Origin of the sequence: Yokenella regensburgei (assembly GCF_003634235.1) — a bacterium.
Classification (GTDB): domain Bacteria; phylum Pseudomonadota; class Gammaproteobacteria; order Enterobacterales; family Enterobacteriaceae; genus Yokenella; species Yokenella regensburgei.
Map to the genome: position 1 here is coordinate 174,089 of NZ_RBIZ01000006.1, position 19,589 is coordinate 193,677.

The 19,589-nt window shown below is 54.7% G+C and carries 15 protein-coding genes; 5 read left to right on the forward strand and 10 right to left on the reverse strand.

From position 1 onward, the window contains the following. The 4 genes from bcsB to bcsR are packed head-to-tail and all read right to left on the reverse strand — an operon-like array spanning window position 1 to window position 5,903. On the reverse strand, window positions 1–2,319 hold the full coding sequence (bcsB, locus tag C7387_RS18845; RefSeq protein ID WP_006817673.1) for a cellulose biosynthesis cyclic di-GMP-binding regulatory protein BcsB: 2,319 nt from the start codon (window positions 2,317–2,319) through the stop codon (window positions 1–3). Window positions 2,320–2,329: 10 nt separating this feature from the next. Then, complete coding sequence (gene bcsA / locus C7387_RS18850; RefSeq protein WP_120817268.1) at window positions 2,330–4,951, reverse strand: UDP-forming cellulose synthase catalytic subunit; 2,622 nt, start codon at window positions 4,949–4,951, stop codon at window positions 2,330–2,332. Continuing rightward, window positions 4,948–5,700: a cellulose biosynthesis protein BcsQ gene (gene bcsQ, locus C7387_RS18855; protein WP_120817269.1), complete on the reverse strand. Its 753-nt coding sequence runs from the start codon at window positions 5,698–5,700 to the stop codon at window positions 4,948–4,950. Before bcsQ ends, bcsA begins: the two co-directional genes overlap by 4 nt. Window positions 5,701–5,714: 14 nt before the next feature. Next, window positions 5,715–5,903, reverse strand: coding sequence for a cellulose biosynthesis protein BcsR (gene bcsR, locus C7387_RS18860; protein WP_006817676.1), 189 nt, complete (start codon window positions 5,901–5,903; stop codon window positions 5,715–5,717). Window positions 5,904–6,074: 171 nt separating this feature from the next. Between bcsR and bcsE the strand changes: the two genes are divergently transcribed. The 5 genes from bcsE to C7387_RS18885 all read left to right on the forward strand — a co-directional run bounded on the left by bcsE (window position 6,075) and on the right by C7387_RS18885 (window position 12,260). Continuing rightward, window positions 6,075–7,628 (forward strand): cellulose biosynthesis c-di-GMP-binding protein BcsE, encoded by a 1,554-nt coding sequence (gene bcsE, locus C7387_RS18865; RefSeq protein ID WP_006817677.1) that lies wholly within the window; start codon window positions 6,075–6,077, stop codon window positions 7,626–7,628. Next, window positions 7,625–7,822: a cellulose biosynthesis protein BcsF gene (bcsF, locus tag C7387_RS18870; protein WP_006817678.1), complete on the forward strand. Its 198-nt coding sequence runs from the start codon at window positions 7,625–7,627 to the stop codon at window positions 7,820–7,822. Before bcsE ends, bcsF begins: the two co-directional genes overlap by 4 nt. Then, window positions 7,815–9,491: a cellulose biosynthesis protein BcsG gene (gene bcsG / locus C7387_RS18875; RefSeq protein ID WP_120817270.1), complete on the forward strand. Its 1,677-nt coding sequence runs from the start codon at window positions 7,815–7,817 to the stop codon at window positions 9,489–9,491. The genes bcsF and bcsG overlap by 8 nt, the downstream gene beginning before the upstream one ends. A gap of 151 nt (window positions 9,492–9,642) precedes the next feature. Next, complete coding sequence (gene megL, locus C7387_RS18880; RefSeq protein ID WP_006817680.1) at window positions 9,643–10,839, forward strand: methionine gamma-lyase; 1,197 nt, start codon at window positions 9,643–9,645, stop codon at window positions 10,837–10,839. Between the two features lie 122 nt (window positions 10,840–10,961). Beyond that, window positions 10,962–12,260 carry an aromatic amino acid transport family protein gene (locus C7387_RS18885; protein WP_006817681.1) on the forward strand — a complete coding sequence of 433 codons (1,299 nt, stop codon included), beginning with the start codon at window positions 10,962–10,964 and terminating at the stop codon, window positions 12,258–12,260. A gap of 36 nt (window positions 12,261–12,296) precedes the next feature. Here the strand turns inward: C7387_RS18885 and C7387_RS18890 are convergent, their stop codons facing one another. The 6 genes from C7387_RS18890 to dppA form a co-directional block, all read right to left on the reverse strand. After that, a complete protein-coding gene (locus C7387_RS18890; protein ID WP_120817271.1) occupies window positions 12,297–13,487 on the reverse strand; it encodes a sigma-54 interaction domain-containing protein in 1,191 nt (396 codons plus the stop codon). A gap of 194 nt (window positions 13,488–13,681) precedes the next feature. Continuing rightward, a complete protein-coding gene (gene dppF, locus C7387_RS18895; protein ID WP_006817683.1) occupies window positions 13,682–14,680 on the reverse strand; it encodes a dipeptide ABC transporter ATP-binding subunit DppF in 999 nt (332 codons plus the stop codon). Next, the gene (gene dppD / locus C7387_RS18900) at window positions 14,677–15,660 is read right to left on the reverse strand and encodes a dipeptide ABC transporter ATP-binding protein (RefSeq protein WP_038253717.1); all 984 of its coding nucleotides are present in this window, start codon (window positions 15,658–15,660) and stop codon (window positions 14,677–14,679) included. Before dppD ends, dppF begins: the two co-directional genes overlap by 4 nt. Before the next feature lie 10 nt (window positions 15,661–15,670). Continuing rightward, window positions 15,671–16,573: a dipeptide ABC transporter permease DppC gene (dppC, locus tag C7387_RS18905; protein WP_006817685.1), complete on the reverse strand. Its 903-nt coding sequence runs from the start codon at window positions 16,571–16,573 to the stop codon at window positions 15,671–15,673. Window positions 16,574–16,582: 9 nt separating this feature from the next. Continuing rightward, complete coding sequence (gene dppB / locus C7387_RS18910; RefSeq protein ID WP_006817686.1) at window positions 16,583–17,602, reverse strand: dipeptide ABC transporter permease DppB; 1,020 nt, start codon at window positions 17,600–17,602, stop codon at window positions 16,583–16,585. 113 nt (window positions 17,603–17,715) lie between these two features. Next, window positions 17,716–19,323: a dipeptide ABC transporter periplasmic-binding protein DppA gene (dppA, locus tag C7387_RS18915; protein WP_006817687.1), complete on the reverse strand. Its 1,608-nt coding sequence runs from the start codon at window positions 19,321–19,323 to the stop codon at window positions 17,716–17,718. Between the last annotated feature and the right edge of the window lie 266 nt (window positions 19,324–19,589).

Sequence of the window (19,589 nt, forward strand, 5' to 3'; positions counted from 1 at the left end):
TTACTCGTCATGCGGGTCAAGGCGACGACGGCTGATGATGCGCAGCAGACGCCACAGCACCCACGCCAGCAACACTACGCTTACCGCCGCCAGGATCGCGAGCAGAACAGGATGGTTAGAGAGCGCAAACCAGACGCGCTCGAACCATGGCAGGTGACCGACGTAGTAAACATCCCCCACGCGCAGGCTGTTCACGCCCGACTCACGAATGACCGACACCGAACCGAAGATGGCAGAGCGTTTACCGGTATCGCTCATCGCCTGATTAAGCAGCTCGTAGCCGCGCGGGCTGTCTGCCAGCAGCGCGACCACGCTACGCTGATCGTTATACGGAGATTCAAAGCCGACAATCGCCGCCATCGCGCCGTTTGAGGTTACGCTGGTCTGAACGTCTGGCTGGCGGGAGTTTTCATCCATTACCACCGACGCCAGCGAGTTATGACGCAGCGGCGTCTTCACCCAGCTCTTCGTGGCGTCAACCAGCAAATCGATGCGTTTGTCGTCTTTCAGCTTGTCCGGGATCGCCCCAATCAGCAGGAGATCGGCGTCCTTATTCTGAATCTGTGCAGGATCGTCGGTGATCGTAACGTTAACCGCCGGGAAGCCAGTCTGCGCCCCAATGGTACCTACGGTATCCAGCAGCGTGCTGATCTGGCTTTCATTCGGGGTCTTCGGCATCACCACCATCGAATCGGAGAGATCTGCCATTCGGCTATACGGGAAGCCCGCATTGGCAAATGCGCGCAAATCAGGCATTGCCAGGAAGTGATAGTAGTTGGAGAAATCGATGGTGGAATCATCATCGATAACCACGTGGTTCAACACCGGCTGGAAGGTAATGCAGTTCTCAATGGTCCCGCCCGGCATCGGGTTCATATACTGGAAATTAAAGCGCAGCTGGTTCATTGCACCGAGGCGCAGCGCCGGGATGGTCACGGCACCTTTACCATCCAGCAGCCCCTGCAGCACCGGCAGGCGCAACAGCAACTTGTTGGCTTCCTGAGTACTGTTCAGGTTAAACGACTGCAGGAACTGATCGTTGAGGCTGATATCCATCCGCGAGCTGTCTTTCACCGGCGGCATGGTGTAACGGTAGTTGAGGTTCATATCAATACCGTTGCTACGCATCAGATACAGATCTGGCGGCAAATTCAGCGCCAGCGAAATCGCGGCCGGATCGATACCGGTCGACTGCAGCTGCTGGTCATACGTTTTCAGTTCACCAAAGGTAACCGGGCTGTCGGTACGCACCCAGTTCGGCGCATCGTAAGGTTTACGCGCCAGCAGCGGTTTAACGTCATCAACCGTGACGCTGTTGCCACGGAACAGAATGTTACCCTGAGCAATCCCTTTCGCCGCCATCAGCAGGTCTTTATCGTCACGACCAAACACCACCAGCAGCTTCACGTACGGATTATCCGGGTGACTCATCATCTCGACCGTCGGCGCTTTCACCTCCGGGTGATCGCGCAGGAAGTCCGGACGTTTGTCATTGGTGGCAAAAACAATGGCGTTTTTATCCGGCAGCTGGTTATACAGCACCGGGAAGGTCTGCCCACGCCAGGCAGCACGGGAGCCAAACCATGAGGCCACAATCCCCGCCGCCTGCTGCTGCACGATATCCGGCGAACCGGCAAACACCATCGGCAGATTCAGCGCACGGTTATCACGTGGGTCGAAGAACGGTACCGGGAAGTGCGAGAGGTCGTTTTGAACCTCCAGTCCCTGCACGGTCAAATTCAGCGAGCTGTTGCGTCCGACATCCAGCCACAGCGTGGAGCTGGACGGGTTTTCACATACATCACGGTAATGGCCGACAAATTCCAGGCGGACGCGGTTAAGATCGGTGATGTACAGCGGATCTACCGGCAACTGAGCACTGACTTTTTTACCCAGCTGTTCTTTGGTGACCGGCAGAACGCCCATCAGCTCGTCGTTAAGATAGACCTTCAACTGAGACTGTACCGGCAACAGCGCTGGCGATGGGGTGTAATCGAGATTCAGCAGCGCCTTCGTGACCACTTCGTCACTCCGGGTGCCGAACTCAATCGCACCGTCCGGGTTTGAGCCACGCAGCACCATGCTGCCAGGCGCGGGCGCAATCTGGGCAAAGGTCAGCTTCACCTCACGCGACGGGCTGTTTTCCAGCACCACGGCTGGTGCAGCGGTGGCGGTGCCAGGATCCGGGCTCACCGGTTCGGCTGGCTGAGTAAGCGCAACAGCGGTAGCGCCCGTTTCAGGCTCCGCATTTGTGGTAAATGGGACAAAACTGCTCATCCCCACGGCCACTGCATACATCCAGGAAAGTTTTCTTTTCATCGCGTAATCATCATTGTTGAGCCATAGCCGGTTCCGGTTGACGTTCTGTCACGCCTCGCTCAGGGCGGCGTGGAATAAACGACACTATCCATGCAACCAGTGAAGTCAGTGACCGGAAAATATATTTAACTGACGGGGGTGAAAACTCCGCAAGATGGCGATATCCGCGGAACCCGAGTTTCAGGATGTCGAGCAGACTTTCCAGCGGTTTGTCCTCCGGGAAGCTGTCCTGCCAAAGCGCCCATGTGTCAGCACGAGCAAAGGTGCACTGCACAAAATCGATATGCTGTTTGTTGGTCATCGGCAGCAGTTTCAGACCCACTTCGCTACCAATCACGCGAACCACCTGCGTCGGGAAGACATACTCCTGCTGACCACGCTTAAGCAGCAGTTGCACCTTTTGTCCTTCCAGCACCCGGGCATCGCCATTGATGCGAACGCCAAGACCGCCGTCAGAGAAGTCATGTACGGTACAGGAGAAGAGATGACCATCCTCACGGGCAAGCGCCGCGGGCATCGACATCTCAACACGGTGCGAGCGACGAACCTGTTTGCTCTCCACCGATACCGCCACCGCGCCACCGAGGATAATCAGGTTGTAGAACACCCACAGCAGGCTCACCCACACGGTCAATACTTCGTGCTGCGGCCCGTAGAAGTAGCGCCAGATACCAAACGCCACGCCCAGCAAGTTCAACAATACCAGGTAGATGTACGGACGCGAGATAACCCAGTCGACGTACTCTTCTTCCACCAGCCCGCCCTTCGCGGTGACGTTGAACTTACCTTTGTGCGGGTTAATCAGCGCCACCAACGTCGGCGGGGCGATATACCACGCGAGCACGGTTTCGTAGATCTCACTCCAGAACGAGTGGCGATATTTCCCCTGAATCTTCGAGTTAGTCAGGCTGGCGTGCACCATGTGCGGCAGGACGAACAGCGCAATCATGATAGCCGGGGCATAAATGATATAGGCGTGCAGCAGCAGGAACGCCAGCGGTGCGGTCAGGAAGATAAGCCGCGGGATCCCGGACAGAAAGTGGAACATAGCGTTGAGGTAGCAAAGCCGCTGTGGCAGTTTCAGCCCTTTACCAAATAGCGGGTTATCAAGGCGGAATATCTGCACCATGCCTCGCGCCCAACGGATACGCTGGCCGATGTGCGCCGACAGACTCTCGGTTGCCAGCCCTGCCGCCTGTGGAATACGCATGTAGGCAGAGGTGTACCCCAGGCGGTGCAGCCGCAGCGACGTGTGCGCATCTTCGGTCACGGTTTCCACGGCAATGCCGCCAATCTGATCCAGCGGTTCACGACGGATAACCGCACAGGAGCCGCAGAAGAAGGTAGCATCCCACATGTCGTTACCGTCCTGCACCAGCCCGTAGAACAGTGTGCCTTCGTTAGGCGTTTTACGAAAACGCCCGAGGTTACGTTCAAACGGGTCAGGTGAGAAGAAGTGATGCGGCGTCTGCATCATCGCCAGTTTCGGGTCTTTCAGGAACCAGCCCATGGTCATCTGCAGGAATGAACGCGTCGGCACGTGGTCGCAGTCGAAGATGGCGACAAACTCCCCTTTCGCCTGCTTCAGTGCATTATTGATGTTACCGGCTTTAGCGTGTTCATGGCTGGTTCGGGCGACGTAATGCACGCCCAGATTTCTGGCAAACTGACGAAACTCTTCGCGCCCGCCATCATCAAGGATCCAGATATTGAGCTTATCTTTCGGCCAGTCGATGCCCATCGAGGCGTAAATCGTATTGCGCACAACGCTGAGGTCTTCGTTGTAGGTCGGCACAAAAATATCGACGGTCGGCCACGTTGAAGTGTCCTTCGGCAGCGGTACCGGCTGGCGGTTGAGCGGCCAGACAATCTGGAAATAGCCCAGCACCAGCACAATCCACGCATAGGTTTCGGCAAACAGCAGCACCAGACCGCACACCAGGCTCACCGGGTCGTTCCAGTTGAGCGTCGAGGTATAACGCCACCAGATATAGCGACAGGAAACGGTCAGCGACAGCACGATAAGCATCAGCGCCGAGAAGCGCCCTGGGATCCTTCTCACCAGCAGCGCCACGCCCCAGAGCAGAATGAGAAAAATGAACTGCGACAACGGGTTAAAGGGTTGGGTAATACAGATAAGCGCGAGGACGAAGGAGAAAAAGACGATAACCCCAAGCACCACTTTACGCAGCCTTGGGTGGATATGGCCCAGCTCTTTCTGGTGGTCAAGATGCCCGGTCTGGTCGTTGATTCTTTCCGGCAGGGTATCCAGCCACTCATGATAGCGAGCGCGAAGACGTTTCACGGTCTTCAACGAGCGAAAATTCATCTCTTTACGCGGCTCGCCGGTACCGGTAGTCGCCATCAGCCACAGCGCCTGCAGCAGATAGCGCGCCGGATCGAGCGGGCGCGGACGATGCGGATTAATATGCGGGAAATACTCGTGCTGGTGTTCGCGGATTTTCTGCCAGCGGGGGTGTTCAAGCGGGATAAACGTCCAGGCCATTGCCACCCAAATGCAGGCCAGGGTCGCTCCCATCCAGGACGCACCGTGCTGGCGGTAATCCCGGTAACGCGCGCTCAGCGTCGCCGCCACCGGAGGGGCAAGCAGCAGGGACGAAAGGCGCATCATGCTTCACTCCCGGCGGGTTCGTGCGTTCCGGCGTAATGCAGCAGACACCAGTTCGCCAGGGTGACCATCTCTTCTGCCGCCAGGGAATCGCTGCGATATTCTCCCAGCGGCTGTTTGGAAGCCATGCTCTCGGCCATCGCTTCATCGCGATGAATCGCAATCGGCAGCAGGCGGCGCTGGCTTTGCAGCCAGATTTGATACAGGTCGTCCTGCAACTGGCTGGCCAGCCGCAGGTCGTTCAGCAAAATATGGGCATTTGCCGGAAGCGCCTGCTGGTGCAGACGCACATGGCAGTTGGTATCCGGGTTGACGATGGTCATCACGTGATGGCAGGCTTCAAGAAGCGTGCTCACCCAGGGTTCATAACCATGCGGAAGATCGAGCAAAATCCACTGATAATGCCCCTGCCGGTGCAGTTCCTGGATAAACGTAGCGGCTTGTCTTAGCAGCGGCTCTTTTGCGGCCAGATTAATTTTTTCGTCGTGAGTCAGCTGCCCAAAGGGCAGCAAGTCTATCATCGGGGTATAACGTAATCCGCTGTCCTGCCACGGTTTTCCGTCCAGCAGCGCGCGCATCCAGCCATCCGAGTGCTGGAAGTCAACGTTAAACGACATGCGCAGCATGTTATCTGCACAGGTATCCACAACCAGTACGGTTTCTCCGAGTGATTGTAATGACCAGGCCAGTGCTGCGGTGAGTGACGTGGTTCCGACACCCCCACGAATGCCTTGTAAGCCCAGAATAGCCATCCACAGCTTCCTTCTTATTTTTGCTCGGCTAACTCTGCCAGCAGCGGCCAACGTTTTAATGCTGCGGCAAGTTGGTCGCGCTGGGATATATCGGTGTAGTCAATCTCTGGCAATGAAAAGGCCCGTCGCAGTGCCAGAAAGTCATTCTGAAAAGTATAACCGAGCGTTGGATCCGCCGGTTTAATGGGCTCATCTGTCGACATTTTTTATGATCCTGATCAGACTGGCAGAAAAACACGCGTTCATTTGCTGATATCACTCATAATACATTTACATGCTAATTCTGATGTTCTTTAATTTCAATGTTAGGTTTATTCTCTCGCTTTCGCTAGTAAACTGATTAACAGGCAAATACGAGACAAAAGAGGGACACCGTGGAGCCCATATTTTCTATTGGAATTCAATCGCTGTGGGATGAAGTCCGCCAGATGCCGCTGGGCGGCGTGTGGTGGATTAATGCTGACCGATATCAGGACGCGGTGAGTCTGCTCAACCATACATTATCCACTCAGGATAAGGATGCGAAACTCGCCGCTATCGTGATGGAGAAAAAGCCCACAGAAGTTGTAAAGTTATACGGCGATCGCGGGCCAGAAAAAATAAGGCTATTTTCCATGCCAGAGCATGAAAATGGTCTATACTCGCTCGGCCGCGATTTACTTTGTTCAATTGATCCGGTCAATAATTTATTTATCCTGCTGTGTCGCGAAAACACCTGGCAGAATATTGACGCGAAAAAACTTCGCGCCTGGCTGGCGCAAATTCAGCGCTGGGTGAAATACCACCACTGTTCAATGCTTATTCTTAACCCTGGTAATAGTACCGATAATCAACTATCGCTGTTACTCAGTGAGTATCGGTCTTTATCCGGGCTTGCCAGCCTGCGCTATCAGGGCGACAGTCATCTTTTCGATATTGCTTTTTGGTGTAATGACAAAGGCGTCAGCGCCCGTCAGCAGCTTACGGTAATAGAAAAAGAAGACGGATGGCATCTGGCAGAGGAAGAAGAGACCTTCGTTCAGCCACGCAGCGATGAAAAGAGTGTGCTCTGTAACCTCGCGGTGCTCGAAGGCGCTCCTCCGCTCTCTGAATACTGGACGCTGTATGACACCAACGATGCGGTCTTTAACGCCGCGCGCACCGCTCAGGCCGCCACGATTATTTTCGCGGTGACCCAGAACGCGCAGATAGAGCAGCTCGCGACCTACATTCATACCCTGCGTCGCCAGCGTGGCAGCGCGCTGAAAATTATTGTCCGTGAGACGCTCGCCAGCCTGCGTGCCACCGATGAACGGCTTTTGCTAAGCTGTGGTGCCAACATCGTTATCCCCTGGAACGCCCCGCTTTCCCGCTGCCTGACGCTGATTGAAAGCGTGCAGCGTCAGCAGTTTAGCCGCCATGTGCCAGAGGATATCGGAACGCTGCTGACGATGACGCAGCCGCTGAAGCTGCGTGGTTACCAGAAATGGGATGTGTTCTGCGAAGCGGTCCACAACATGATGACCAACCCGCTGCTGCCCGCTGATGGCCGTGGCGTGATGGTAGCGCTGCGCCCGGCTCCAGGGTTGCGCGTGGAGCAAGCGCTCACGCTGTGTCGCCCCAACCGTACCGGTGATATTGTGACCATCGGGGATAATCGCCTCGTCCTGTTCCTCTCTTTCTGCCGCATTAACGATATGGACACCGCCCTGAACCACATCTTCCCGTTACCGACCGGCGATATATTCTCCAACCGAATGGTTTGGTTTGAAGATAAGCAGATAACCTCAGAGATCTTGCAGATGCGTGTCGTCACGCCAGAGCGCTGGACAACCCCGTTACCGCTAACTACCGGGCGCAGCAATGTTATCAACGTCGAGCATGACGGTCGAAGCTGGCGACGCATACCCGAGCCCCATAGCCTCAACGCAGGGGAGCACTCATCATGATGTCGATTAGCGATATTATTCAGCTAGTGATCCTCTGCGCGCTGATTTTCTTCCCATTGGGATACATCGCGCGCCACTTCTTTGGTCGCATTGAAACTGCGTTACGGTTGATTTTCTTCAGACCGCGTTACGTAAAACCAGCAGGCATCCTGCGCCGAACCCCGACCGTCAAGGCAACGCAAAAAGATGACTAAACCAATTAAAACCGCCACAGCGCCATCTCCACTCTGGCAATACTGGCGTGGTCTTTCCGGGTGGAACTTCTACTTTCTGGTGAAGTTTGGCCTGCTTTGGGCCGGGTATCTCAATTTCCACGCCATGCAGAACCTTGTCTTCATGGCCTTTCTGCTGGTGCCGCTGCCAAATCTCAAACTGCATAAACTGCGTAACTGGATAGCTATTCCCATCGGTTTCGCCCTGTTCTGGCATGATACCTGGCTGCCGGGTCCTGAAAGCATCATGAGCCAGGGGTCGCAGATTGCCGGTTTCAGCGCCGACTACGTCTGGGACCTGGTCACTCGCTTTATTAACTGGCAGATGGTCGGCGCATTCTTCGTCCTGCTGGTCGCCTGGCTATTTTTATCGCAGTGGATCCGAGTTACGGTGTTTGTGGTGGCGATTATGGTCTGGCTTAACCTGCTGACGATAACCGGCCCGGTCTTCTCCCTGTGGCCTGCCGGTCAGCCAACATCGACGGTAACCACCACCGGAGGATCTGCCGCCGCGACTGTGGCCACCGCCGGAGATAATCCGGTCGTCGGTGATATCCCGGCGCAGACTGCACCGCCAACCTCCGCCAACCTCAACGCGTGGCTGGCAAGCTTCTATGCGGCGGAAGATAAACGCAAAACCACCTTCCCTGCGGCCCTGCCGGAAGATGCGCAGCCGTTCGAACTACTGGTCATCAACATCTGTTCTCTGTCATGGTCAGATATTGAAGCCGCAGGTCTGATGCAGCATCCGCTATGGGCACACTTCGACATCCTGTTCAAAAACTTCAACTCCGCGACCTCCTACAGCGGCCCGGCAGCTATTCGTCTGCTACGCGCCAGCTGCGGTCAGCAGTCGCACGTCAATCTGTACCAGCCGGGCGGGAACCAGTGCTACCTGTTCGATAACCTGGCGAAGCTGGGCTTTACCGAACAGCTGATGCTGGGTCATGACGGCAAGTTTGGTGACTTCCTGAAAGAAGTGCGTAATCAGGGCGGCATGCAGGCACCGCTGATGGATCAGAAAGGGCTGCCGGTCAGCCTGCTGGGCTTCGACGGCTCGCCGGTGTATGACGATCTGGCCAACCTCAACCGCTGGCTGGATAAAGAGAAACAGGAGAACGGACGCACCGCGACCTTCTTTAACACCCTCCCGCTGCACGACGGCAACCACTTCCCGGGTCAGAGTAAAACTGCGGATTACAAAGCGCGTGCGCAGAAGATGTTTGACGAGCTGGATCAGTTCTTTACCGAGCTTGAGAAATCAGGTCGTAAAGTGATGGTGGTGGTCGTACCTGAGCACGGCGGCGCGCTGAAGGGCGACAAAATGCAGGTCTCTGGTCTGCGTGACATTCCAAGCCCGGCGATTACCAACGTCCCGGCGGCGGTGAAATTCTTCGGTATGAAAGCACCGCATCAGGGTCCGGCGATTGAAATCACCAAGCCAAGCAGCTACCTGGCGATTTCCGAGCTGGTTGCCCGCGCGGTAGACGGCAAAATGTTTACCGAGGACAGCGTCAACTGGCAGCAGTACACCAGCAATCTGCCACAAACGGCACCGGTGTCCGAGAACTCAAACGCGATTGTTATTGAGTACCAGGGCAAACCCTACGTTCGACTGAACGGCGGCGACTGGGTACCGTACCCGCAATAATTCCACCTCCTGTCCTGGAAAGAAAGTTGCCAGCTGGCAACTTTCTTTCCAGCCTCTTCACACTAACATATTGATATTAAACATCTCCTTTTCTGGCACAGCGCTTGCTATTACAGCCTGAGCTGTTTTGTTTCGAATCTAAGGAGATATCATGACTGATTGTCGTCGTTACGGATTTAACACCCAGATCGTTCACGCAGGCCAGCAACCGGACCCTTCCACGGGCGCGCTCAGCACGCCGATTTTCCAGACCTCTACCTTCGTCTTTGACAGCGCTGAACAGGGTGCTGCTCGCTTCGCACTCGAGGAAGAGGGCTATATCTATACGCGCCTTGGCAACCCCACCACCGACGCGCTGGAAAAGAAACTCGCCACGCTTGAGTGCGGTGAAGCGGCGCTCGCGACAGCGTCGGGGATCTCGGCCATCACCACTACCCTGCTGACGCTATGCCAGCAGGGCGATCACATCGTCTCTGCCAGCGCCATCTATGGCTGCACTCACGCCTTTTTGTCACACAGCATGCCGAAATTTGGTATTAACGTGAGCTTCGTTGATGCCTCAGATCCTGAACAGATAAGGGAAGCTATTCGCCCGGAAACCAGGGTGGTGTACATCGAAACCCCGGCAAATCCGACGCTTTCGCTGGTTGATATTGAAACCGCCGCCGGGATAGCCCATCAACGCGGCGCGCTGCTCGTGGTGGATAACACCTTTATGTCGCCTTACTGCCAGCAGCCGTTGCGTCAGGGAGCAGACATCGTGGTACACAGCGTCACCAAATACATCAACGGGCATGGCGATGTCATTGGCGGCGTGATTGTTGGCAAGCAGGAATTTATCAATCAGGCACGCTTCGTCGGACTCAAGGACATTACCGGCGGCTGCATGAGCCCATTCAACGCCTGGCTGACGCTGCGCGGAGTGAAAACGCTGGGCGTGAGGATGGAACGCCACTGCGAAAACGCGCTCAAAATTGCCCGTTTTCTTGAGCAGCATCCGGCAATTACCCGGGTCTATTATCCAGGGCTGCCGTCGCACCCGCAGTATGAGCTGGGACGCCGCCAGATGAGCTTGCCGGGTGGGATAATCAGCTTCGAAATTGCCGGTGGGATGGAGGCTGGCAGACGGATGATCAATTCTGTAGAATTGTGCCTCCTCGCGGTCAGTCTCGGTGATACCGAAACCCTCATTCAGCATCCTGCGTCAATGACGCATTCGCCTGTTGCGCCAGAGGAGCGGCTAAAAGCAGGTATTACCGATGGACTTATCCGCCTTTCAGTGGGTCTTGAAGATCCCGAAGATATTATTAACGACCTTGAGAACGCCATCAAAAAGGCGACATTCTGACCACGCCATCGTGAACTGACGACTGTGGGTTCACGATGTGAATTATCAAGGCACAACGGCCTGGCTATACGCCTCATCCTGCGACATTCGCAGGATGGCGCGTATTTTGGGCAGGGGGCTTTATGCAGGACAACACATTACAATTACGCAACAATGAAGTAACCGCCGCCGCATTTTCAACAAAATTACCTTTTACCCGCTATGACTTTGGCTGGGTGCTGCTGTGTATTGGCATGGCAATTGGTGCCGGCACGGTGCTGATGCCAGTACAAATCGGTCTGAAAGGGATTTGGGTATTTATAACTGCCTTTATTATCGCCTATCCCGCGACCTATATTGTGCAGGACATTTATTTAAAAACATTATCAAAAAGCGAAACCTGCAACGATTACACCGATATAATCAGCCATTATTTAGGAAAAAACTGGGGAGTATTTCTTGGCGTTATTTATTTCCTGATGATTATTCACGGAATATTTATATATTCATTATCAGTGGTTTTCGACAGCGCCTCTTATATCAAAACATTCGGCCTGACGGACATGGATTTGTCGCAGTCGGTTATTTATAAAATCGCTATTTTTTCAGTACTGGTGGCTATCGCCTCTGGCGGAGAGAAACTGCTGTTCAAAATCTCCGGCCCAATGGTGGTAGTGAAAGTGGCCATCATTCTGGTATTTGGCTTTGCGATGATCCCCCACTGGAATTTCAGCAACATCACCGCGTTTCCGGCAGCTCCCGCTTTCTTCCGCGATGTTCTGCTCACTATCCCGTTCTGCTTCTTCTCAGCGGTCTTTATTCAGGTGCTGAACCCGATGAATATTGCGTATCGCAAGCGAGAAGCAGACCAGGTCACCGCTACCCGTATGGCGATTCGCACCCACCGTATTAGCTACATCACGTTAATTGCGATCATTTTGTTTTTCTCGTTCTCGTTCACGTTCTCCATTAGCCATGAAGAAGCGGTGTCGGCATTTGAGCAAAACATCTCGGCGCTGGCGCTGGCAGCGCAGGTCATTCCTGGGCAGATTATCCACATCACCTCTACGGTGCTGAATATCTTTGCCGTCCTGACCGCATTCTTCGGTATTTATCTGGGTTTTCATGAAGCGATTAAAGGCATTGTCCTGAACCTGCTGGGACGCGTGGTAGACGCCGATAAAATTAACCCATTGGTGCTGGCACTGGGTATTTGTGTGTTTATCGTGATTACCCTGGTGATCTGGGTGTCGTTCCGGGTTTCTGTGTTGGTATTTTTCCAGTTGGGTAGCCCGCTGTACGGTATTGTGGCCTGTATTATTCCGTTCTTTCTTATCTATAAAGTCACACAGCTTGAGAACCTGCGCGGAGTGAAAACCTGGCTTATCCTGCTATACGGTATTCTGTTATGCCTGTCACCATTGCTGAAGCTGATTGAGTAAATGCCAATGCCGTCAGCGCTCGCGTGCTGGCGGCATTCAGACGCTTTCCAGTTGATAACTCCGGATTTTATTCAGTACCGTCGTATGCGATACCCCCAGTGCCCTGGCGATGCGTCGTGAAGAAGCATTCTCTTCAACCATCTGTTCAATCAGCCTGCGCTCCTCATGTTCAACCTGCGCTTTAAATGGCCGATCGGCCGCGAGTTTTCCCGCAGGCGCCATTCCCAAATCCTCAAGCATCACAACTTCTGACTCAGCCATCAGCATCAGGCGAATAATGGTGTTCTCCAGTTCTCTGACATTTCCCGGCCACGGATGGGCGTGCAAAGATTCAAAACAGGCTTTATCCAGAATAAATCGCCGCTGGAACTCCTTTGAATATTTCTGCACAAAGTAGCGCATCAGCAGCGTGATATCCTGCGGTCGTTCACGCAGAGGCGGAATCGTCAGCGACAGCACGTTAACCCGGTAATAGAGGTCGGCGCGAAGCTGGCGATTCTCGACCATCTCTTCAAGGCAGGCGTTTGTCGCCACAATAATACGGGTATTGACTGGAATAATTTTCGTTCCCCCCACCCGGCGAATACCGCCATCCTGCAGCACTCGCAGGAGTTTCGCCTGTAAATTTAGCGGCATTTCACCAAACTCATCGAGAAATAGCGTGCCCTGATCCGCCGTCTCGAAAAGCCCTTTTTTGCCATGACTATCGGCACCGCTGAAAGCGCCTTTTTCATAACCAAAAAGCTCACTTTCCATCAACGTTTCCGGTAATGCTGAACAGTTAAGAGGAATAAAAGGCGAATAGCGTCGTTTCCCGGCATTATGAATCGCGCGAGCCAGAAGTTCTTTGCCGGTTCCAGTTTCACCGCGAATCAGCACCGTATATTTGCTGTCAGCAACTTTCATCGCCTGGGAGATGACGAGTTGCATCTCTGGGCTACAGCTGACAATGTCGGAGAAATCGCGCGGGCGAGTGGATTCTGGCGATGAGAAATGAACAAAATCTTCTGAATAATAAGCAATGTTAATGATATCGCAGTGCTGATTTAAACGTGTCAACACGCGAAAAATATCCTGTCGTTCGCGTAGCCAGGATTTTATCAGGATCCTTCCTGGCGCGACTTTCATCGAAATAATATTAATATCGCAGCAGGAAAAGTCCTTGAGGACATCCTCAACCATAGACAGGCGATCGATTGTTGTTATATCCCAGCGTATCGTGACCACGTTTTCTCCATTGCACCCGGCAAATGAAAGGTAAGCGATTTTCTGTGACGTTAAGTTACCCGGCAAAAAAATTGGGCCACTGCATTCTACCGTTTACCCCTTAATGTTCTGCTAATAACCTCACATTGTGTGGTTAAACATTTTGGAGAAAAAAAACCGGAGCACCTGGCTCCGGTTTTTACGGTTTCGCACCTTTACTGCTGTGGATTTTCATCCTGGTCGACCGCAAAGCATGCCACCAGCTGGCCGCCGTAGTCTTTTAGCTGCGGCTGAAGCTGGGTGCACGGACCGAAACGACGACGGCAGCGGGCGTTGAAGGCACACCCCGGCGGCGGATTCAGCGGGCTCGGCAGCTCGCCGGTGAGCTTAATACGTTCACGACGATCGTCCGGGTTCAGACGCGGCGTGGCGGAAAGCAGCGCCTGGGTGTACGGATGACGCGGGTTGTTGAAGATCTGGTCTTTAGTCCCCTTCTCCACGCAGCGCCCGAGGTACATCACCATGACTTCATCGGCAATGTGCTCTACCACTGAGAGATCGTGTGAAATAAACACATAGGAAAGCCCCAGGTCCTGCTGCAGATCCATCATCAGGTTTAGCACCTGCGCGCGCACCGAAACGTCCAGCGCTGAAACCGGCTCATCGGCGATAACCACGTCCGGATCCAGCATCAGGCCACGGGCGATAGCGATACGCTGCCGCTGACCACCGGAGAACATGTGCGGATAGCGATCGTAGTGCTCGGTTTTAAGCCCCACTTTCGCCATCATTGCCAGCACTTTATCCCGGCGTTCCGCTTTGCTTAACGTAGTATTGATTTGCAGCGGCTCTTCGAGGATCTGGCTCACTTTTTTACGTGGATTCAGAGAACCGTACGGGTTCTGGAACACTATCTGAATTTTCTGCCGACGCAGTTTCTGCGCCTGCGGGTCGTGCTTCAGCAGGTCCTGGCCCCGGTAGAACAGCTCACCGCCGGTCGGGGTTTCAATCATCGTCAGCAGGCGACCCAGCGTGGATTTGCCACAACCGGATTCCCCCACCACCGCCAGCGTTTTGCCGCGCTCCAGGGTGAACGACACCCCGTCCAGCGCCTTCACCAGGCGCTCAGGAGCAAAAATCCCCTTCCTGACCGGGTAATGTTTTTTCAGATCAATAGCCTGCAGCAACGGCTGGGTGGCCTCTGGCGTACTCATAGTGTGGGCCTCCCGGCATCATCGAGGGGATAGTGACATTTGGACTGACGCAGGCCGTCAAGGCTGTTCAGCTCTGGCTCTTCGGTGCGGCACTTGTCGGTTGCGTACGGGCAGCGCGGGTTCAGCAGACAGCCCATCGGGCGATCGTATTTACCCGGGACCACGCCGGGCAGCGACGCCAGGCGCGCTTTGTCCTGAGCGAACTCCGGCAGCGCGCGCAGCAATGCCTGGGTGTACGGATGGCGCGGCGCGCGGAAAATATCCTTCGCTTCACCGGTTTCCACCACCTGGCCCGCATACATCACGATTATCTTGTGTGCCGCTTCAGCCACCAGCGCTAAATCGTGCGTGATAAGGATGAGCGCCATGTTCTCTTTTTTCTGCAGATCGAGCAGCAGCTCGATGATCTGCGCCTGGATGGTCACGTCGAGCGCGGTCGTCGGTTCATCCGCGATAAGCAGCTTCGGACGACAGGCAATCGCCATCGCAATCATCACGCGCTGGCTCATCCCGCCGGAAAGCTGATGCGGGTACACGTCGAGACGTGACGCCGGGTCCGGGATCCCCACCTGAGTCAGCAGGTCGATGGCCCGCTGCTGGCGAGTTTTTTTATTCCCGCCCTGGTGTACCTTAATGGCCTCCATAATCTGGTAGCCAACGGTGTAGCAGGGGTTCAGGCTGGTCATCGGATCCTGGAAGATCATCGCCACTTCAGCACCCACCAGCTGGCGGCGCTCTTTCTCGGAGATGCGCTTCAGGTCGCGACCGTTAAACGCCAGGCTTTCGGCCATCACGCGGCCAGGGTAGTCAATCAGCCCCATGATCGCGAGCGAGCTGACCGATTTACCGGAGCCGGATTCACCCACGATACCGACCACTTCGCCCTGATTTACGCTATAGCTCACACGGTCTACGGCACGGAACTCGGAGCCCACGTCGCCGAAGTGCACCGATAATTTGTCTACATTCAATAACGCCATCTCGTGCCTCTTACTGCTTCAGTTTGGGATCGAGCGCGTCACGAAGACCGTCACCCATCAGGTTAAATGCCAGCACCGTCAGGAGGATAGCGACACCCGGGAAGGTGACGACCCACCAGGCGCTTTGCGCGAACTGCAACACGTCGGAGAGCATTGTGCCCCACTCCGGTGTTGGCGGTTGCGCACCCATGCCAAGGAAGCCAAGAGCCGCCATATCGAGAATGGCGTTAGAGAAGCCGAGCGAGGCCTGCACGATAAGCGGTGCAAGGCAGTTCGGCAGAATATTGATAAACATCTGACGCATCGCGCCAGCACCCGCCACACGGGAGGCGGTAACGTAGTCGCGGTTCACTTCCACCAGCACTGCCGCACGGGTCAGGCGCACATAGTGCGGCAAGGCCACGAAGGTCAGCGCCAGAGACGCATTGACTATCGACGGGCCGAATATTGCTACCAGCACCAGCGCCAGCAGCAGGCTTGGCAGCGCCAGCATGATATCGACCACGCGCATGATAACGGTATCGACGATACCGCCGAAATAGCCCGCCACCAGACCGAGCACCACGCCCATAATCAGCGACAGCACCACCACCAGGCAGCCAACCAACAGCGACAGACGCGCACCGTACATCAGGCGGGTCATGATATCGCGACCAACGTCATCGGTACCCAACGGGTGCAGCAAGCTGCCACCATCCATCCAGAACGGTGGTGCCAGTAAGGTATCGCGGAACTGATCCGCCGGGTTGTAAGGCGCAATAAAGTTTGCGAACACGGCGATCAAAATCATGATGGCGACGTAGACCAGCCCCACCACGGCACCTTTGTTGCGTTTGAAATAGTGCCAGAACTCCTGCAGCGGGGTCATTGGCACCGGCGCGGCGACAACTTTGTTTTCAGTAACTTGTGACATGATGGCCCCTTACTTCTTATGCCGAATACGCGGGTTCACCACGCCGTACAGCAGGTCGACCAGCAGGTTAACAACGATAATCATCGTCGCCACCAGCAGTACGCCGCCCTGCACTACCGGATAATCACGGCGCTGCAAGGCATCAATCAGCCAGCGCCCCAGTCCCGGCCAGGAGAAAATAGTTTCCGTCAGAATCGCCCCCGCCAGCAGCGTGCCCACCTGCAGACCGATAACGGTCACGACCGGCAACATGGCGTTACGTAGCGCGTGGACGATGATGACGCGCATCCGGGTCAGGCCCTTGGCGCGTGCGGTACGGATGTAATCTTCACCCAACACTTCCAGCATGGAAGAACGGGTCATACGTACGATAACCGCGAGCGGAATGGTTCCCAGTACAATGGCAGGCAGGATCATGTGTGCCAGCGCATCGATGAAATCACCTGACTCACCCCAGATGGCGGTGTCTATCAGCATAAAACCGGTCAACGGCAAGGTATCATCAAGGAACACCGAATCGCTGATACGCCCGGATACCGGCGTCAGGTTCAGCTGTACGGAGACCAGCATAATCAGCATCATGCCCCACCAAAAGATAGGCATGGAGTAGCCGGTCAGCGCCAGGCCTACCGCCGTGTGATCGAAAATAGAGCCGCGCTTCACCGCTGCCAGTACGCCCACCGGGATCCCGACGGCGACCGCAAAAATCATGGCGCACACGCCAAGTTCCAGCGTGGCTTTGAAGCGAGGTACGAATTCGTCCCATACCGGGAGGCGGCTTTTCAGCGAAACGCCGAGATCGCCGTGGAGAACGCCCCAGATATAGTTGAGATATTGCTGCCACATGGGCTTATCGAGGCCGAGTTGGGCCAGAAGCGCCGCATGACGCTCAGGGGATATACCACGCTCACCCGCCATAATCATGACCGGGTCGCCCGGGATCATATGGACGAAAGCGAAGGTGAGAAGGGTAATACCGATAAACGTGGGGATGACTAATCCCAGACGTCGGAGGATAAACTGCAACATAACCCGGACTCTCTCTCATGACGTGTCGCCTGGTGACTCACGTCTGTATTGCTCACAAATCTTTTCCCCTCTCCCTGATGGAGGAGAGGGGATAAAGCATCACGCTTTTTTATTTATTCGACAGACACGTTTTCGAAGTGGTGTTTGCCCAACGGATCAACCACATAGCCTTTGACTTCTTTACGTACTGGCTCGTAAACGGTGGAGTGAGCCACGATCAGCGCCGGAGCCTGATCATGCATCACGACCTGAGCCTGTTTGTACAGTTCAATACGCTTGTTGTGATCGTCAGTCGCACGCGCCGGCTGAATCAGGTCTTCAAACGGCTTGTAGCACCAGCGAGAGTAGTTGGAACCATCTTTCGCCGCAGCACAGCTGAACAGGGTAGCGAAGAAGTTATCCGGATCCCCGTTATCACCGGTCCAGCCCATCATCACAGTCTGGTGTTCACCGGCTTTCGCACGCTTCAGGTACTCGCCCCACTCGTAGGTAACGATCTTGGCCTGTACGCCCACTTTCGCCCAGTCAGCCTGAATCATCTCAGCCATACGGCGAGCGTTCGGGTTGTACGGACGCTGTACCGGCATCGCCCACAGATCGATAGAGAAGCCTTTTTCCATCCCCGCTTCTTTCAGCAGTTGTTTGGCTTTCTCAGGATCGTAGGTGTAGTCCTTAACGTCATCGTTGTAACCCCACATGGTTGGCGGGATCAGGTTCTTCGCGGCCTGGCCTGCGCCCTGGTAAACCGCTTTGATGATCGCTTCTTTATTGACCGCATAGGTCAGCGCCTGGCGAACCTTCACGTTATCCAGCGGCTTCTTCTCGGTGTTGAAAGAGAGATAACCCACGTTGAGGCCCGGCTGCTCCATCAGGTTGATGGATTTGTCCTGCTTCATGCGTGCGATATCTGCCGGGTTCGGGTACGGCATCACCTGGCACTCGTTCTTCTGCAGTTTGGCGTAACGCACAGAGGCGTCAGGCGTAATGGAGAAGACCAGACGGTCGATCTGCGGCTTGGTGCCCCAGAAGCCCGGGAAGGCTTTATACAGAATGCGGGAGTCTTTCTGGTACTGCATCAGCTGGAACGGACCGGTGCCGATAGGGTTCAGATCGACTTTCTCCGGGGTGCCGGCTTTCAGCATGTTGTCTGCATATTCTTTTGACAGAATAGAGGCAAAGTCCATCGCCAGGTCGGCAAGGAACGGTGCTTCCGGACGCGTCAGGACGAACTGGACGGTGTTATCGTCCACTTTCTTCACTTCGCTAATCAGGTCCGGCAGACCCATACCTTCGAAGTATTCATAGCTGCCGCCAGACACTTTGTGGTACGGGTTTTTATCGTTCTTCTGACGATCGAAAGAGAACACCACATCGTCAGCCGTTAAATCACGAGTCGGTTTAAAATCTTTATTATCCTGCCACTTCACACCCTGACGCAGATGGAAAGTATAGGTTTTACCATCTTCGCTGACTTCCCACTTTTCAGCGAGGCCAGGAATAACTTCCGTGGTGCCCGTTTTAAATTCTACCAGGCGGTTATAAATAGGCACGGAGCTGGCATCGTACGTAGTACCAGAGGTAAATAACTGCGGGTTAAAGCCTTCCGGCGAGCCTTCTGAACAATACACCAGGGTTTTTGCCTGCACGCTTGCCGCCACGGTCAGAGCCACCAGGCTCAGTCCGAGCTTCAGCATCCCTGACTTTTTCAAGGAAATACTCATTATTGTGCTCCACAATGTGATGTTGTTTGTTGTGTATATATTCCGCCAGCCTTTATTTGTTTTTTACCCGGTCTGGTCGGTAGTGCCCGAAGGCGTAATGAGAGATGGGGATTCCTTTCACAAGGGCGACTGAGTTGCAGTGCAGATTGTCCATAAAGTGCCCCTCATGCCCTACAATCTGTCAACAGAATGTGAAAACGTCAATACAGGTAACCGGGATTTGCATCGAGGGTGAGAATCGGCAAACAAAGATTAAAAAAAGTTCA

Excerpts from the sequence above, each read along its gene's own strand:
- bcsB (WP_006817673.1), bottom strand. The coding sequence starts at position 2,319 with ATGAAAAGAAAACTTTCCTGGATGTATGCAGTGGCCGTGGGGATGAGC.
- bcsA (WP_120817268.1), bottom strand. The coding sequence starts at position 4,951 with ATGATGCGCCTTTCGTCCCTGCTGCTTGCCCCTCCGGTGGCGGCGACG.
- bcsQ (WP_120817269.1), bottom strand. The coding sequence starts at position 5,700 with ATGGCTATTCTGGGCTTACAAGGCATTCGTGGGGGTGTCGGAACCACG.
- bcsR (WP_006817676.1), bottom strand. The coding sequence starts at position 5,903 with ATGTCGACAGATGAGCCCATTAAACCGGCGGATCCAACGCTCGGTTAT.
- bcsF (WP_006817678.1), top strand. The coding sequence starts at position 7,625 with ATGATGTCGATTAGCGATATTATTCAGCTAGTGATCCTCTGCGCGCTG.
- bcsG (WP_120817270.1), top strand. The coding sequence starts at position 7,815 with ATGACTAAACCAATTAAAACCGCCACAGCGCCATCTCCACTCTGGCAA.
- megL (WP_006817680.1), top strand. The coding sequence starts at position 9,643 with ATGACTGATTGTCGTCGTTACGGATTTAACACCCAGATCGTTCACGCA.
- C7387_RS18885 (WP_006817681.1), top strand. The coding sequence starts at position 10,962 with ATGCAGGACAACACATTACAATTACGCAACAATGAAGTAACCGCCGCC.
- dppF (WP_006817683.1), bottom strand. The coding sequence starts at position 14,680 with ATGAGTACGCCAGAGGCCACCCAGCCGTTGCTGCAGGCTATTGATCTG.
- dppD (WP_038253717.1), bottom strand. The coding sequence starts at position 15,660 with ATGGCGTTATTGAATGTAGACAAATTATCGGTGCACTTCGGCGACGTG.
- dppC (WP_006817685.1), bottom strand. The coding sequence starts at position 16,573 with ATGTCACAAGTTACTGAAAACAAAGTTGTCGCCGCGCCGGTGCCAATG.
- dppB (WP_006817686.1), bottom strand. The coding sequence starts at position 17,602 with ATGTTGCAGTTTATCCTCCGACGTCTGGGATTAGTCATCCCCACGTTT.
- dppA (WP_006817687.1), bottom strand. The coding sequence starts at position 19,323 with ATGAGTATTTCCTTGAAAAAGTCAGGGATGCTGAAGCTCGGACTGAGC.